Origin of the sequence: Idiomarina sp. UBA3162 (assembly GCF_002364475.1) — a bacterium.
In the GTDB taxonomy this organism is placed as follows: Bacteria; Pseudomonadota; Gammaproteobacteria; order Enterobacterales; family Alteromonadaceae; genus Idiomarina.
Genome location: NZ_DEYI01000019.1, coordinates 85,637 through 100,994, shown reverse-complemented (window position 1 = coordinate 100,994; position 15,358 = coordinate 85,637). Strand labels below are relative to the sequence as shown.

The window sequence follows — 15,358 nt, the reverse complement described above, 5'->3', positions numbered from 1 at the left end:
ATAAAAACCCGCGGGTGCAGAGCAACCGCGGGTCTTTTAACTCGCTTGGATTCAGATTATTGAGTCAGTTTAAACTGACCTTTCATGATCGCCGAGTGACCTGGGAATGTGCAGTAAAACATATAGTCTCCACCTGCGCTCATTCCTTCAGTAGAAAAAGTCACACTCGTTGATTCACCACCACCGATAACATCAGTTGCAGCAATCACTTTATCCGAGTCAGGCACGTATTGGTTATCTAGGCCTGCCGACATACCTTGTTGCACTACTGACTGCATATCGCTTGATTTGCTCAACACCCAGTTGTGACCCATTACTTTCTTACCCATTTTGCCTGAGTGTTCTAAAGTAAGGGTTACTTCAGAACAGCTAGCAGGTACAGAAAGTTCACTTTTATCATAACGCATGTTATCCGTACCAGTGATTGTAAGTTCACATTCGTTAGCAAGTGCTGAGTTTGCGACTAACAACACTGAACCCGCGATTAAAGCTTTTAACAAACGCATTGCATTACCTCTCATTTTGAGACCAAAATACACTCAGATCATACGCAATTGAGCTAAATTAGATTACTGAGTAAGCGATTTTATGACAAAAAAGATAGATGACAGTTTTCAAACATCTCTCGCACAAGGCGGTGAGAACACTACACAACCTTTCAAGCCGATTATCCCGGGTATTTTTACATCAACGACCTATCAAAGAGATGAGGATAATCAATATCGTAGCGGAAGAGTCTATTCTCGCGCCGATAATCCAACTTACGATGCGCCAGAAAAGTTAATCGCTCAACTAGAGCACGCCGCCGACGCGAAACTATTTGCCTCGGGCATGGCAGCCGCGACCGCTGTATTTCAAGCACTGAAGCCCGGCGACACGGTATTGGCGCCAGACATCATGTACTGGGCATTACGTAATTGGTTAAAGGGTTTGGCAACCGATGCCGGGCTTAACGTTCACTTTGTCGATATGACGCAACTCGATAAAGTCGAAAATAAAGTCACGCAGCTCCAACCCAAACTGATTTGGCTCGAAACGCCCGGCAACCCGATGTGGACCGTGAGTGACATTCGCGCCATTGCCGATATTGCTACGCAACATGGCGCGCGAGTAGCTGTCGATTCAACCGTAGCCACACCGATACTAACACGTCCACTCGAATTGGGCGCTGATATCGTTATGCATTCTGCGACTAAGTATCTGAACGGCCACTCTGATGTTATCGCCGGCGCACTCGCCACGCGAGAAAAAGATGATTTCTGGCAGCGTATTTTGGCAATACGTGCACAAGGCGGCGCAGTACCGTCCCCGATGGATGCAGCTCAGCTATTACGAGGGATGCGTACTTTATATCTGCGTGTGCGCGAAAGCTGTGACTCGGCCATGTTTCTTGCTGAGCAATTGGAGCAACACCCCATGGTTTGCGAAGTGCTCTACCCAGGGTTACCGTCTTTTACTGGTTATGCAATCGCCCTTAAACAAATGCAAGGCGGCTTTGGTGGCATGCTATCGATTCGATTAGTCGGGGGCGAGCACCAAGCGGTCGGCACTGCTGCCAAAACACGGCTATGGCACCGCGCCACCTCGCTTGGCGGCGTCGAGAGCCTCATTGAGCATCGTGCCAGTATTGAAGGGTCGGGCACGCCTGTACCCGACGACTTACTCAGGCTGTCTGTTGGCATTGAGCGAAAAGAAGATTTACTCGCCGATTTAGTTCATGCCATCGAGGCGTCAGCTTAAATGCTGACGCGCTTGTAACGACGGTACTCAGGTGACCAGAAGTTTTTCTCAATACGTTGCTTGAGTACCTCATCGTCGATTTCAAGCGCAACGCCCTCTTCTTGTGCCACTTTCGCAACCGCAAAGGCAATGTCTTTACTCAATTGAGCCAGCTCGGTAAAACCGGGTAATAAGTTCTTATTCTTACCGTTGGCGCTCGGCGAGGCTTTCGCCAGCGTCTTGCTGGCCACTCGGAACATCTCATCACTGACACGTGTCGCCTTCACCGCGATAACACCTAAACCGATGCCCGGAAAGATGTAGCTGTTATTACACTGCGCTATCGGATACGTGGTACCTTCCCACTCAACTTCGCCGAATGGACTGCCGGTTGCGACAATCGCTTTGCCCTGCGTCCACTTAATTACGTCGTGGGGATGCGCTTCAACGTGTTTAGACGGGTTCGATAGTGGGAAAATAATCGGCTGCTCCACGTAACGTGCCATCGTGGTAATTACTTGTTCAGTGAATAACCCCGCCTGACCCGAAACACCAATCAATACATCCGGTTCAGCACAATGAATCACATCCAACAGCGACGGATAGTCGCCACTGTATTGCCAGTCTTTTAGGCTATCAATCGGTTGCGCTAACGCCTGCTGGAAGTCACGTAGGTCACTCATGCTATCGACTACTAAGCCATAGCGGTCGACCATGAAAATCTGCTTTTTAGCTTGTTCTTCGCTCAGCCCTTCAGCAACCATCTGAATCATCACTTGTTCAGCGATACCACAACCGGCCGACCCTGCGCCAACAAACACGACTTTCTGCTCACTCAGCTTTTTGCCTTTCTGACGACACGCAGCGAGCAACGTACCGACTGTGACAGACGCAGTGCCTTGAATATCATCGTTGAAACAACACACTTCATCACGATAGCGGCGAAGCAACGGCATTGCATTAGGCTGGGCGAAGTCCTCAAACTGCAACATGACGCCCGGCCAACGCCGTGTTACTGCCTTGATGAACTTCTCTAAGAACTCATCATACTGCTCTTGATTGATGCGTTTGTGACGTGCGCCCATATACATCGGGTCATTCAGCAATTTTTCATTATTCGTGCCGACATCAAGCATCACGGGCAGCGTATACGCTGGACTGATGCCGCCGCAGGCAGTGTAAAGCGACAGTTTACCAATGGGGATGCCCATCCCACCGATGCCTTGGTCACCCAAACCAAGAATACGTTCACCGTCGGTGACCACGATAACTTTAACTTTTTGCTTGGTCGCATTGCGTAAAATATCGTCGAGCTGATCGCGCTCGGAATAGGAGATAAACAAGCCTCGTGAACTGCGATAAATATCAGAGAATTTTTCGCACGCATCGCCTACTGTAGGAGTATAAATAATCGGCATCATTTCTTCTAAATGATCGGTCAGCAAGCGATAAAACAAGGTTTCGTTGTTATCTTGAATGGCGCGCAAATAGATATGCTTATTGAGTGGAGTCTCAAAGCTTTTATACTGCATATAGGCACGTTCGGCCTGTTCTTCAATGGATTCATAACGGGGCGGTAACAAGCCCGTTAAGTTAAATGCCGCTCGCTCTTCTTTACTAAACGCGCTGCCTTTATTCAGCAACGGTGTTTCTAACAACGATGGTCCAGCATAGGGAATATACAAAGGACGTTTTTGTTCGTCAGACATGCGCTCGGACTCCTAAACCAAGATAAATTGACTGCCGAGATGATAGCAGAAAATCCAGCGGTTAGGTTGAACGAAACACACACTCAAAAAACAGGACTGACCAGATGCGGTTAATCTCCTATAATAATAGATGAACTTATTCGACAAGAAACCAGTATCTGATGCACAATAGATTAAATTTTTTAGAACTTAAGAGTTATGGATAACTGTACGCTATCAGACGAGGCGTTTCTTAACGCAATTAAACAAGGCGAGTTTTCTCGAGATAGTACCGATCACAGTTGGCACTTGCGTTTGGCATGGATACATTTAAAACGTGCACCTTGGCCGATCGCACTTGCCGAGGTGGTCGCCACGTTGCGTGCCAACCAACATATCATGTCATTGAACGAACGCTATCATCATACCTTAACGGTCGCGACACTACGTATTATGAGCCAACGTTTAAGCGAGCAACCCTGCTCTGACTTCACAGAGTTTAAACAACAGAACGCTGACTTAGTCAACGACTTAAAAGCCGTACTCGCACAGCACTATAAGCCAGAGACACTGGACTCACCAACAGCCAGACGTACGTTCGTGAGCCCGGATAAGAAACCGCTTTAGCCTTACTTCGTCACTAAGTGAACAAGCGTAAACACTAATAGAGCCACGTTAGCTAACCAACCCAACATAAAAAAGTAGCTACGCGGACTCGGATTTTTGTTTGTCGCTATCACATAATAAAGAATCATGTGAAGAATACGCGCGACCGCAAAAAAGCCCGTCAGTAAAGCGGTCCAAAACGGGTTGGCGCCACTTAGTACGGCTAAAAATACCGTGCCTAACATGACACTTAAGTTTTCGATGCTGTTTTGGTGCGTGCGCCACGCTCTAAAGGTAAAACTCTCATGGCCTTGTTGCTGAGGCGGCTTGCCTGGAATTGCACCGTCTTCTTTTGCTTTCCTACCACTGGCAATCAACCATTGTAGTAGGACCGTTGCCAATATCACTGCAAGGGCAATAAAGGTTCCATTGTACGCTTCAAACATGGCTCTTCCTTATAAGTTAAGTTGCCACCGTTTTGCCACCCGACGCACCGCTTCGACATTTTCTGAAGCGTGGATGGTTATCGGTGTTTCGTCAAACTGACGTTTTAGTTCTAAATGCTGACTTAACCACTGTACCATTGCTTCGCCCGAATGGATCGTTTTTGCGCCACTGAAATATTCACTGATCGCATCGCTAATCAGTGGAAAGTGAGTACATCCTAACAGCACAACGTCTGGCCGCTCTAGCGCGCTAAAGTAATGCTCAAAGGTGGCATGTAAAATCGCGCCGTCGTAAAGTTCCTCCTCGACAATCGGCACAAACAAAGGCGTCGCCATCGCCGTGGCATGCTCAAAACCAAGCTGCTTTATACGCCGTTGGTATTCGCCGGATTGAATCGTCGAGCGTGTTGCAATCACCAGTACCTGGCTTTCATGGTCTACTTCGGTTGCTTGTTCAAGCGCCATCACGCCCGGCTCTAACACCCCATACACGGGTTTATTAGAAAACTTCTGCATGGTTTCCAGCGCCACTACACTGACCGTATTACAGGCAACGATTAAGGCATCGACATCGGTACCGTTAAAAAACTCGACCGCTTCGAGTGCGTAGCGAGTCACGGTATTACTATCCTTACTACCGTAGGGTACGCGCGCCGTGTCTCCAAAATAGAGTAATTCGGAAAAATAACGACTCCGTTGCAATGAGCGGGCAACAGTCAAACCGCCCACCCCGCTATCAAAAACGCCTAACTTCACTGAGGCTCCTTACAAAGTAATACGTTTAAGACGTAACGCATTAGAGATCACAAAAACACTTGAGAGCGCCATAGCGCCTGCGGCTAGCATTGGTGACAGCGTAATGCCCCAAAACGGGTACAATAAGCCTGCCGCCACTGGAATCAACGCCGTATTGTAGGCGAACGCCCAAAATAAATTTTGGCGGATATTGCGCATGGTCTGACGCGATAGACTGAATGCATTACGCACTCCATTCAAGTCATCTGACATCATCACTACATCAGCACTTTCGATCGCCACGTCTGTACCTGTTCCAACGGCAATACCGATGTCCGCAGCCGCCAGTGCGGGCGCATCATTAATACCGTCACCGACAAAAATGAGCTTACCGTGCTGAGCTTGCAGCTTTTCCACCGCAGCCACTTTGCCATCGGGCTTAACACCGGCCACCACGTCACTGATACCAAGTTCTTTTGCTACTTTTTGTGCGGTCGCCTCGGCATCGCCGGTGACCATCGCGGTACGTATGTTCTGTTCCGCTAAATGTTCAATCAAAGTCTTGGCCGAAGGTCGAATAGGATCAGCGACCGAGAACACCGCGGCTAGCTGGCCATCAATGGCTACATAAAGGGGCGTTTGACCATTGCGCTCGATGGTTTGAGTCTGTTTCTGCGCGTTGTCAACTGCAATAGACTGCTCGTCCATTAAGGTACGTGAGCCGACTAATAGCGCTCGATCATCAACCTCGCCCTCAACACCAAGGCCTGCTAGAGCATTAAAGTTATTCGGTTGGATCAACTGCTTGCTTTGTTCTTCAGCGTAATTAACCAGCGCCTGAGCCGTTGGGTGCTCTGAGCGTTGCTCTAGACTCGCCGCTAGCATTAACGCATCATTATCGGCTTGTATTGCCTCCCAGCTCACCACCTCGGGGTGACCCGCGGTCAGCGTTCCAGTCTTATCAAATACTACAATACGCGCGTTCTCAATTTGCTGTAACGCACTGCCTTGTCGAAACAATACGCCCTCATCGGCACCTCGCCCGGTGCCAACCATGATCGAAGTCGGTGTAGCAAGCCCCATAGCACAAGGGCAGGCAATAATGAGTACCGCTACTGCGTTAATTAAGGCAAACGTGAGCGCATTGTCGCCTTTAGCAAAGAACCACACCAAAAAGGTTAATGCCGCCGCCGCCATAACCGCTGGGACAAACCACAGCGTGATGCGGTTAACGGTATCTTGAATAGGTAGCTTCGCGCCTTGTGCTTGTTCAACCATGCGGATAATTTGCGCCAGCACCGTAGTTTCGCCTATCGCAGTTGCTTTAAAGCGGAAACTTCCCTGCTGATTAATGGTGCCGCCAACCACCTTGTCGCCGGTTTCTTTCGCGACAGGCTCGGCCTCGCCGGTAATCATCGACTCATTCACATAACTGTCGCCACTCACGATGGTGCCATCGACAGGCACCTGCTCGCCCGGACGTACTTCGATAATATCGCCTTTACTCAGTGACTTAATATCAACAGTCTCGCTACTGTCGTCGTCACTGACACGACGCGCCGTTTTGCTTTGTAAGTTCAATAAGCGTTTAATCGCATCGGACGTGTGACTTTTCGCTCGCGCTTCTAGAAAGCGACCAGCCAAAATCAACGTTACTATCACTGCGGAGGCTTCGAAATAGACATTCACCGCATGCGCAGGAAGCCACTGTGGCATGAGCGTGGCGACAACCGAATATCCCCACGCAGCCGTCGCACCTAGCACGACAAGTGAATTCATATCAGGCGCACGACGCAGTAGCGCAGGAATACCTATTTGATAAAAGCGACGCCCAGGCCATGCCAACACCACTGTTGTCAGCAGCATTTGTATCCAAAAATTGGTGGTTTGGCCTAAGCTGGAGTCAACCCACTCGCCAAATGCTGGGATCAAATGGCTGCCCATTGCAATAACAAAAACGGGCAAGGTAAACAGCACTGCGATGATCAGGTCGCGCTTTAATTGTTTAAATTCGTTCGCCTTTTGCTGCTCTTGTCGCGCCATTTCCGCCTCGCGATCGACAATTGCATGGGCGTCATAACCTGCGTCCCTTATCGCCTGAATCGCATCCTCTTTTGATGCGGTGACTAGCGTCATTTCTGCGGCATCAGACGCTAAGTTAACACTTACATCCTCAATACCTTTGACACTATTTAACGCTTTATCAACGCGACTCGCACAGGAGCCGCAGTTCATTCCTTCGACCGATAAACGTATTTGTGTGCGTGCCATACTGCCCTCTATTCGTTTGAGGAGTGTTTACCGGTGATTCCAAGTAGTAGCCAGAATACAGCTAACTGGGCAATTTCGAGGTACCGTTGAATTGCGCCTCGAACCGGTTCGAGATTTTCGGTTGGCATGATGAAAAAGCCTAACCCGATAATGATCGCCAATAACACAAAGACAATTCGCAACACCCAATGCGCGCGAGGGGTAAAGGCGAGCAACAACGTACCGGCGGCAAAGCCCAAGTAACTTAGAATACCGATCCAATTGTGAATCGTCTGCGATGCCGAACCGTCAATCGGACAACCCGCATCGCAAGGCGCAAGCGCTGCGCCCAAATAAGCAAAGGGGTAAAAGAACAGTAATGCGTAGCCGAGTGCACTGATACCCTCAACACGTACTCGGCTACGCGCAGACACCAAGAAACTTAACACCACAATCGCAAAGGGTACAAAGCCCACCCAGCCTAGAACGCCGGCTGCCGTTGTGCCGGTGGCATTAATTTCGCTGATGTATTGGCTCATGTGGCTGTAATCGGGTTTAACCCAGCTTGCCACCAACAGTAAGCCCAGCCAAAAAATCGATACCACCACAAGTTGTGGCGTCATCGCTTGTTTTGCGGACGTGTGATCGGGTGTTGATGTCTGCACTGTTGCTCCTTATTTTTTAAGTTTAACGGCGGTACCGCTGACGCTGACCATCATCATAGCACCTTTTTGACCAACCACTTCATAGTCGATATCAATGCCAATCACCGCATCAGCGCCTAATAACTTGGCTTTTTCTTCAACCTCTGCAAACGCAATTTCACGCGCCCGGGTCATCTCACGTTCATAAGCGCCAGCGCGTCCGCCGACGATGTCGCGTACCGCACCAAAAATATCTTTGAATACATTGGCACCTAGGATCGCCTCACCTACCACAATATCGAGATACTGTTCTACTTCATGACCCTGGATGGTTGCAGTTGTTGTTTTTATCATCTCATTCTCCTTCGAGTTGTCTGGAATAATCCTAACGAATCCTATTTCGAACTGGCAATTAAATCGATACTATAGTTGTAACGATAAGTGTCCTCTTTTTATAACAGGTGTGCAATGTTTCGAGTGCTAGGCAGTAGTGGTGGGCTCAGCGGTAACCCGCAAAAAGGGTCGACCTGCATCCAATTAAACGGTGAAACGCTCATTGATGCCGGAACCGGCTTATCGTCGCTACAACTCAGCGAAATGAAAGCCATTCGCCATATTTTTTTGACCCATGCCCACATGGACCATATCGCTGCTCTGCCAACTTTCGTCAGTAACCTATTTGACCAAAGTCGTTTACCGCTCAAAGTGTATGGCCTCGCCCATAGCTTAGCGCGCCTTAAACAGCATATTTTTAATAATGATATTTGGCCCGACTTTACTCAGGTGCAAGATAACGGCACGTCCATGCTCGAGTTGGTGGAGATTAAGCCAGGCCAAGTCATTGAGCATCAAGGCATGACGCTCACCGCGTTCGAAGTGCCACACGCCATACCCACCATTGGGTACGCAGTGCAACAACCCAAAGTCAGTGAACACTCACATTTTGTTTTTTGTGCCGACTGCATCGTGACCGACGCCCTTGTCTCAACGCTCAATGAATTACCGCCCATTAGCACACTGATGGTGGAATGTTCGTTCCCAGACAGACTGGAGGAAGTTGCGGTCAAAACCCAACACATGACACCGTCATTAGTCAGCCGCTTATTAGAGCGACTCGAAAAGCCGCCACGCAACGTCTGGATAACACATCTTAAACCGAGCTATGAGGAAGAGCTCCGCGACGTATTACGCGCAGAGCCCTGGCATGTGCTTTAGTTAGTCAGTAATCACTTGCATTTTTACATCAATGATACCGACATCGAGGTCGGCAATTTCGTCAAAAGCGGAACGGGAAAGATCAATAATACGCCCTTTGATAAACGGACCCCGGTCATTGATTTTCACCACCACCGACTCACCATTGGCGAGATTGGTCACACGCACCAAGGTGCCGAACGGCAAGGTTTTATGTGCTGCGGTATCGTCAAAATGGCTGTAACGCTCGCCACTGGCGGTGGTGCGAAATTGATACTTCATCGCATAATAAGACGCCTTACCAGTCTCTACCTGACCCACCAAATGCGCTGGGCTATGCGTTGGAATAGAACTACACGCCGACATCAATAGCGACACCATACCAAGCCATACGTATTTCATTATTATCTCCGCTTAATTGAACCGCGCGTAGCATACGCGATTCCGCCAACCGCTTCTGTAAAGGCTCGGTAAGGTTTATGCAAAGCTCTGCGTCAGGCATAAAAAAAGCGAACCCGGAGGTTCGCTTTTTGCGACTATGGGAACAACTAACCCATCAACTTACCGATATTCTTCAATACTCGGGCACGAGCACATCAGGTTACGGTCGCCATATACGTCATCAATACGATTTACGGTTGGCCAGAACTTGTCGTAGCTTACCGCGTCAACCGGATAGGTTGCGGTGTGACGGTCGTATGGACGATCCCACTCAGCATCGGTGATGTCGGCGAGCGTGTGCGGTGCATTAACCAACGGGTTGTTGTCTTGCGGCCATTCGCCTGCGGCGATTTTGTCGGCTTCTTGCTTGATGCAAACCAACGCTTCAATAAAGCGATCGAGTTCCGCTTTAGATTCAGATTCCGTTGGCTCAACCATGATGGTGCCCGCAACTGGGAAGCTCATCGTTGGTGAGTGGAAGCCGTAATCCTGCAAACGCTTAGCCACATCAATCTCGGCAATACCCGCGTCTTCTTTCATTTGACGCAAGTCGATGATGCATTCGTGCGCAACGCGGTTGTTACGGCCACGGTACAAGATCTTGAAGTGCTTGCTGAGTTTCTCGGCAACGTAGTTAGCATTCAGAATCGCAGTTTCTGACGCTTCACGTAAACCACGACCGCCCATCATCGCGATGTACATCCACGAAATAGGCAAAATGCTTGCACTACCATAAGGTGCTGCTGATACCGCGCCATTACCCAACTCAGTGGTCTTCAAGTTGATGATGCTGTGGTTTGGCAAGAACGGTTTTAAGTGCTCTTTCACGCCAATCGGACCCATACCTGGACCGCCACCACCGTGTGGGATACAGAAGGTCTTATGTAGGTTCAAGTGCGATACATCCGAGCCAATATAGCCTGGAGAAGTAACACCCACCTGCGCGTTCATGTTGGCACCGTCCATGTAAACTTGGCCACCAAACTCGTGAACTAGCTCACAAATTTCGCGGATGCCTTCTTCATACACACCGTGTGTCGATGGGTAGGTCACCATGATGCATGACAGGTGATCGCCCGCCTCTTCGGCTTTAGCTTTCAGGTCTGCCATATCCACGTTACCGTTTTTATCGCAATCAACCACGACCACTTTCATGTTCATCATCTGTGCTGAAGCCGGGTTGGTACCGTGCGCTGAGCTTGGGATCAAGCAGATATTACGGTGACCTTCACCACGGCTTTCGTGGTATTTCTGAATCGCCAATAAGCCAGCATACTCGCCCTGCGCTCCTGAGTTCGGTTGCATTGAAAGCGCATCGTAACCGGTGATATCAACCAACCACTCAGACAATGATGAAATCATTTCTGCGTAGCCTTGCGCTTGCTCGACAGGGCAGAATGGGTGCAACTGAGCAAACTCAGGCCAAGTCACTGGGATCATCTCAGCGGTGGCGTTCAGCTTCATGGTGCATGAACCCAAAGAGATCATTGAGTGGTTCAATGCTAAATCTTTGTTTTCCAGCTTTTTGATGTAACGCAGCATCTCGGTTTCTGAGTGATACTCGTTAAATACGGGGTGCGTTAGGTAGTCCGATTCGCGTACCAATTGCGCTGGAATTGATTCGACTTCTTTGCTCGCTACGCGGCTATCGAGGACTTCAACATCCAGACCATGGTCATCACCGAACAAGACGTTAAATAGAACTTCAACGTCTGCACGTGTTTTGGCTTCGTCCATGCTGATACCAAACACGGCTTCACCGTCATTACGCAGGTTAATGCCAGCCGCTTTAGCGCGCGCCAACACGTCGGTCGCGTTCTCTTTCATCTCAAAAGTCAGCGTATCAAACCAATGTGCGTTGGTGATTTGCACGCCTTTATCTTGCATGCCCAGCGCCACGATATCGGTTAATCGGTGGATACGGTTAGCAATGCGACGCAAGCCTTGTGGGCCATGATACACCGCGTAAAACGATGCCATGTTGGCCAGTAATACCTGCGCGGTACAGATGTTCGAGTTAGCCTTCTCGCGACGAATATGCTGTTCGCGAGTTTGCATTGCCATACGCAACGCAGGGCGACCACGTGAATCTTTAGACACACCAATGATACGGCCGGGCAGTGAACGTTTGAACTTATCACGAGTTGCAAAGAATGCGGCGTGTGGACCACCATAGCCCATTGGTACACCAAAGCGTTGTGCGTTACCAAATACGATATCCGCACCCATTTCTCCCGGAGATTTCAGCATCAACAAGCTCATCAGATCGGAAGCCACCGAAACAATCGCTTTCTTCTCTTGTAGCTCGCCAATCAGCTGTTCAATGTTGTGCAGTTCGCCGGTTTTGTCGGGGTACTGCAATAACGCACCAAACACATCGTGGTCAGATGCTTCGCGCGCCGGGCCGACAATAATGTCAAAGCCAAAGTATTCAGCGCGAGTTTTCACCACGTCGATGGTTTGCGTGTACACGTTGTCCGCAATGTAAAACGCGTTTGATTTTTTGTTTTTCGATACTCGCTTCGCCATCGCCATTGCTTCGGCAGCTGCCGTGGCTTCATCAAGCAATGAGGCACTCGCAAGATCTAAACCGGTTAAGTCCATGGTCATTTGTTGGAAGTTCAATAAGGCTTCTAAACGACCTTGTGCGATTTCGGGCTGGTAAGGCGTGTATGCGGTATACCAACCTGGGTTTTCTAATACGTTACGCAAAATAACGTTGGGCGTTACCGTATCGTAGTAACCCATACCAATGTACGAGGTAAAGATCTGGTTCTTTTTCGCAATGGCTTTGAGTTCAGCCAATGCTTCACGCTCAGTTTTAGGCTCGCCGACTTTTAAAAAGGGGTCGCGTAAAATAGAGCCTGGAACCGTATCTTTGGTCAACGCTTCTAAAGTATCTACGCCAAGCTCTTTGAGCATGGCTTGCTGCTCATCATGACTGGGACCGATGTGACGGCCAATAAATTCATCGTGATGTTCTAACTGCGTAAGGGTAGTACTGGTCATTTACCTCGGCCTCGTACAAATTGGGAATCGAACAGTGCAAAAAAACACGGAACCCCGGAGCATGCCGGGGTCCTTCACTTTCCTTGTGGCGTTACATTAACGCTTAATCTTCGTCGATAGACGCTTCATACGCGTCGGCGTCGAGCAAGTTACCTAGCTCACCGCTGTCTTCCGCTTTAATGCGGAACAACCAACCGTCACCATACGGGTCGTTGTTGACGTTTTCTGGCGCGTCTTCAAGGTCTTCATTAATCGCGATAACTTCACCGCTAATCGGTGCGTAGATGTCTGAAGCTGCTTTAACAGACTCCGCAACCGCTACGTCATCGCCGACTGACACTTTGTCACCCACTTCGGGTAACTCAACAAACACCATGTCGCCCAAAAGGTCTTGCGCGTGCTCGGTGATACCGATAGTGAAAGTGCCATCGCCTTCGTCACGTACCCACTCGTGAGTTGACGCATATTTAAGATCCGCTGGAATGTTGCTCATAACTCTATCCTTCTCAATCCAACTGCCGCTGGCAGGTTGTCTGACTATTTAACTAAATTCTGACGCTATTATAAAACAGATTGACCGTTTCGCACGAATGCAGGTTTCACAACCTTCACAGTGACCTGTTTTTTGCGCATCTCAACTTGTGCGGTATCACCCACGTTCGCAGGCACGCGTGCCATTGCGATTGAAAAACCAAGTGATGGTGAGAATGTACCAGAAGTGATGACACCCTCGCCACCATCAACGATCACTTTCAGACCGTGGCGCAGGACACCTTTGTCTTCCATCACCAAGCCAACCAGTTTGTGGTGACCGGCTTGTTTTTGCTGTTCGAGCGCTTGGCGACCAATAAAGTCGCGGTCAGTCGGTTCAAATGCAACACTCCAGCCCATATTTGACTCAAGTGGGGTGACCGACTCATCCATGTCTTGTCCGTAAAGGTTCATACCGGCTTCTAAACGCAACGTATCGCGCGCACCTAAACCACAAGGGGCCACGTCAGCAGCGAGTAGTTGCTTCCACAAATCATTGACTTGGTCAGCAGGCACGATGATTTCGTAACCTTTTTCGCCTGTGTAGCCCGTGGTTGCGATGAATAAATCGCCCACTTGCTTACCCAAGAAAGGCTTCATGCCTTCGATGGTTGCGAAGTCTTCGCTGCTCAACACAGCTTTTAACTTAGCTTCTGACTCGGGGCCTTGCACGGCGATCATCGCCATGTCGTCACGTTCGTTAATGGTGACATCAAAGTCAGCAGCGACTTTTTCGATCCAACCGAGGTCACGTTCGCGAGTCGCTGAGTTAACCACTAAACGGTAAGAGGTGTCGCTAAAGTGATAAACAATCAGGTCATCAATGACGCCGCCCTGCTCGTTCAGCATGCTGGTGTACTGCGCCTTGCCTTCGGTTTTTAATTTAGCAACGTCGTTGACTAATAAGTAGCGTAAGAACGCTTGGGCTTGCTGCCCCGCTACATCAACAATGGTCATGTGCGACACGTCGAACATGCCGCAAGAACGGCGAACGGCGTGGTGCTCTTCAATTTGTGAGCCATAGTTCAACGGCATATCCCAACCGTGAAAATCGACCATTTTTGCGCCGGCTTCAACGTGCGCATCATAGAGCGGAGTTCTGCTGCCCATAAGACATCCTTTTGCTTTAAATTTAGCCAGTAATATGGGCGCAAATTATAGGCGTCTTGCACTTAAGTTTAAAATCAATAATGCTTATAATTGCATTTATTTTTTAAATACCCGAAACGTTAACTATTTAAGCATTTAATTTATGAAACATTTATCCACGGATGCCCTGCGCAGTTTCGTTGCAGTGATTGAGTTTGGAGGCATTACCGCCGCCGGCGAACGTTTAGGTCGCTCACAACCGGCCATCTCGATCCAAATCAAAAAACTGGAGCAACAATTAGGTGCTGAATTATTGCAGCGCCAAGGGCAACGCTTATCGCTCACCCCCGATGGCGAGCGCGTTTACGATTATGCGCAACGTATTATCAGTTTACATGAGCAACTGCTTGCGCAGTTTCAGCCGCAAGCGGTATCCGGTGATATCCGGCTGGGGATTACCAGCGAATTCGCGTCGAGCTTGTTACCCAACGTGCTGGGCCAGTTCGCGCAGGTTTATCCACAAATCGCATTGCAGGTCACCTCGGCATTGAGCAAGGATCTCTTTGCGGGTTTAGGTGAGCGTTTTGATATGATTTTGGCGCTCAGGGAGCAACGTAACCCCAACGACATGCTGTTACAAAACGATGCCTTAGTCTGGGTCGGCACACCCGCTGCATTTGAGCAACGCCCGCTACCATTGGTCGTTGCACCGGAAGGCTGTATCTATCGCAAACGGGCTGAACAAGCGTTGCAACGTGCGCGCATCGATTATCGCATTAGCTATACGAACTCAGACTACTCCGGCTTAACCGCCGCCCTAAACAGTAACTTAGGCGTTACGGTACTCGCCAAAAGTACCATTCCGGATAGCCAAAGCTTAATCAGTAGTCCACAGTTGAAGGAACGATTACCTTCACCAGGCGATATTAATATCGTATTACGTTTGGATAGCCGTGCGTCATCCGCAGCAAAACAGCTTGCCGAGTACCTAAGCGCTCGGATTTAA

Annotated in this window: 15 protein-coding genes; 4 read left to right on the top strand and 11 right to left on the bottom strand. The window is 49.2% G+C overall.

Annotated elements, in window-relative coordinates; translation table 11 throughout:
* Positions 1-56: 56 nt before the first annotated feature.
* Positions 57-506: an azurin gene (gene azu, locus B2X00_RS02740; protein ID WP_290486012.1), complete on the bottom strand. Its 450-nt coding sequence runs from the start codon at positions 504-506 to the stop codon at positions 57-59.
* 82 nt (positions 507-588) lie between these two features.
* On the opposite strand from azu, the gene B2X00_RS02735 reads away from it, so the two are divergent.
* On the top strand, positions 589-1,740 hold the full coding sequence (locus B2X00_RS02735) for a trans-sulfuration enzyme family protein (RefSeq protein ID WP_290486011.1): 1,152 nt from the start codon (positions 589-591) through the stop codon (positions 1,738-1,740).
* On the opposite strand, the gene B2X00_RS02730 is transcribed toward B2X00_RS02735, so the two are convergent.
* Positions 1,737-3,428, bottom strand: coding sequence for an NAD-dependent malic enzyme (locus B2X00_RS02730; RefSeq protein WP_290486010.1), 1,692 nt, complete (start codon positions 3,426-3,428; stop codon positions 1,737-1,739). The genes B2X00_RS02735 and B2X00_RS02730 overlap by 4 nt on opposite strands.
* A gap of 198 nt (positions 3,429-3,626) precedes the next feature.
* On the opposite strand from B2X00_RS02730, the gene B2X00_RS02725 reads away from it, so the two are divergent.
* A complete protein-coding gene (locus B2X00_RS02725) occupies positions 3,627-4,034 on the top strand; it encodes a hypothetical protein (protein ID WP_290486009.1) in 408 nt (135 codons plus the stop codon).
* Between the two features lie 2 nt (positions 4,035-4,036).
* On the opposite strand, the gene B2X00_RS02720 is transcribed toward B2X00_RS02725, so the two are convergent.
* Genes B2X00_RS02720 through B2X00_RS02700 form a run of 5 tightly spaced genes read right to left on the bottom strand, consistent with a single transcriptional unit; the run spans position 4,037 to position 8,442 of the window.
* On the bottom strand, positions 4,037-4,459 hold the full coding sequence (locus B2X00_RS02720; RefSeq protein WP_006956302.1) for an MAPEG family protein: 423 nt from the start codon (positions 4,457-4,459) through the stop codon (positions 4,037-4,039).
* Between the two features lie 9 nt (positions 4,460-4,468).
* Positions 4,469-5,215, bottom strand: coding sequence for a glutamate racemase (gene murI / locus B2X00_RS02715; protein WP_290486008.1), 747 nt, complete (start codon positions 5,213-5,215; stop codon positions 4,469-4,471).
* A gap of 9 nt (positions 5,216-5,224) precedes the next feature.
* On the bottom strand, positions 5,225-7,465 hold the full coding sequence (locus B2X00_RS02710) for a heavy metal translocating P-type ATPase (protein WP_290486007.1): 2,241 nt from the start codon (positions 7,463-7,465) through the stop codon (positions 5,225-5,227).
* Positions 7,466-7,473: 8 nt separating this feature from the next.
* On the bottom strand, positions 7,474-8,109 hold the full coding sequence (locus B2X00_RS02705; RefSeq protein ID WP_290486006.1) for a DUF998 domain-containing protein: 636 nt from the start codon (positions 8,107-8,109) through the stop codon (positions 7,474-7,476).
* A gap of 9 nt (positions 8,110-8,118) precedes the next feature.
* On the bottom strand, positions 8,119-8,442 hold the full coding sequence (locus B2X00_RS02700; RefSeq protein WP_006956310.1) for a heavy metal-binding domain-containing protein: 324 nt from the start codon (positions 8,440-8,442) through the stop codon (positions 8,119-8,121).
* A gap of 114 nt (positions 8,443-8,556) precedes the next feature.
* Here B2X00_RS02700 and B2X00_RS02695 point away from each other — a divergent pair, with 114 nt between their 5' ends.
* Entirely contained in the window at positions 8,557-9,303 is a 747-nt protein-coding gene (locus tag B2X00_RS02695; RefSeq protein WP_290486005.1) for a 3',5'-cyclic-nucleotide phosphodiesterase, read from the top strand.
* Here the strand turns inward: B2X00_RS02695 and B2X00_RS02690 are convergent, their stop codons facing one another.
* The 4 genes from B2X00_RS02690 to gcvT all read right to left on the bottom strand — a co-directional run bounded on the left by B2X00_RS02690 (position 9,304) and on the right by gcvT (position 14,373).
* Positions 9,304-9,684 (bottom strand): septal ring lytic transglycosylase RlpA family protein, encoded by a 381-nt coding sequence (locus tag B2X00_RS02690; protein ID WP_290486004.1) that lies wholly within the window; start codon positions 9,682-9,684, stop codon positions 9,304-9,306.
* 159 nt (positions 9,685-9,843) lie between these two features.
* The gene (gcvP, locus tag B2X00_RS02685; RefSeq protein ID WP_290486003.1) at positions 9,844-12,732 is read right to left on the bottom strand and encodes an aminomethyl-transferring glycine dehydrogenase; all 2,889 of its coding nucleotides are present in this window, start codon (positions 12,730-12,732) and stop codon (positions 9,844-9,846) included.
* Positions 12,733-12,835: 103 nt separating this feature from the next.
* On the bottom strand, positions 12,836-13,225 hold the full coding sequence (gene gcvH, locus B2X00_RS02680; RefSeq protein WP_006956317.1) for a glycine cleavage system protein GcvH: 390 nt from the start codon (positions 13,223-13,225) through the stop codon (positions 12,836-12,838).
* A gap of 68 nt (positions 13,226-13,293) precedes the next feature.
* Complete coding sequence (gene gcvT / locus B2X00_RS02675; RefSeq protein WP_290486002.1) at positions 13,294-14,373, bottom strand: glycine cleavage system aminomethyltransferase GcvT; 1,080 nt, start codon at positions 14,371-14,373, stop codon at positions 13,294-13,296.
* 142 nt (positions 14,374-14,515) lie between these two features.
* Between gcvT and B2X00_RS02670 the strand changes: the two genes are divergently transcribed.
* Positions 14,516-15,358 (top strand): LysR family transcriptional regulator, encoded by an 843-nt coding sequence (locus B2X00_RS02670; protein ID WP_006956322.1) that lies wholly within the window; start codon positions 14,516-14,518, stop codon positions 15,356-15,358.

What these genes read in the sequence shown, in the direction of transcription:
- gcvT (WP_290486002.1), bottom strand. Translation starts at nt 14,373, where the DNA reads ATGGGCAGCAGAACTCCGCTCTATGATGCGCACGTTGAAGCCGGCGCA.
- B2X00_RS02730 (WP_290486010.1), bottom strand. Translation starts at nt 3,428, where the DNA reads ATGTCTGACGAACAAAAACGTCCTTTGTATATTCCCTATGCTGGACCA.
- B2X00_RS02670 (WP_006956322.1), top strand. Translation starts at nt 14,516, where the DNA reads ATGAAACATTTATCCACGGATGCCCTGCGCAGTTTCGTTGCAGTGATT.
- B2X00_RS02695 (WP_290486005.1), top strand. Translation starts at nt 8,557, where the DNA reads ATGTTTCGAGTGCTAGGCAGTAGTGGTGGGCTCAGCGGTAACCCGCAA.
- B2X00_RS02735 (WP_290486011.1), top strand. Translation starts at nt 589, where the DNA reads ATGACAAAAAAGATAGATGACAGTTTTCAAACATCTCTCGCACAAGGC.
- azu (WP_290486012.1), bottom strand. Translation starts at nt 506, where the DNA reads ATGCGTTTGTTAAAAGCTTTAATCGCGGGTTCAGTGTTGTTAGTCGCA.
- B2X00_RS02700 (WP_006956310.1), bottom strand. Translation starts at nt 8,442, where the DNA reads ATGATAAAAACAACAACTGCAACCATCCAGGGTCATGAAGTAGAACAG.
- B2X00_RS02720 (WP_006956302.1), bottom strand. Translation starts at nt 4,459, where the DNA reads ATGTTTGAAGCGTACAATGGAACCTTTATTGCCCTTGCAGTGATATTG.
- B2X00_RS02725 (WP_290486009.1), top strand. Translation starts at nt 3,627, where the DNA reads ATGGATAACTGTACGCTATCAGACGAGGCGTTTCTTAACGCAATTAAA.
- gcvH (WP_006956317.1), bottom strand. Translation starts at nt 13,225, where the DNA reads ATGAGCAACATTCCAGCGGATCTTAAATATGCGTCAACTCACGAGTGG.
- gcvP (WP_290486003.1), bottom strand. Translation starts at nt 12,732, where the DNA reads ATGACCAGTACTACCCTTACGCAGTTAGAACATCACGATGAATTTATT.
- B2X00_RS02690 (WP_290486004.1), bottom strand. Translation starts at nt 9,684, where the DNA reads ATGAAATACGTATGGCTTGGTATGGTGTCGCTATTGATGTCGGCGTGT.
- B2X00_RS02710 (WP_290486007.1), bottom strand. Translation starts at nt 7,465, where the DNA reads ATGGCACGCACACAAATACGTTTATCGGTCGAAGGAATGAACTGCGGC.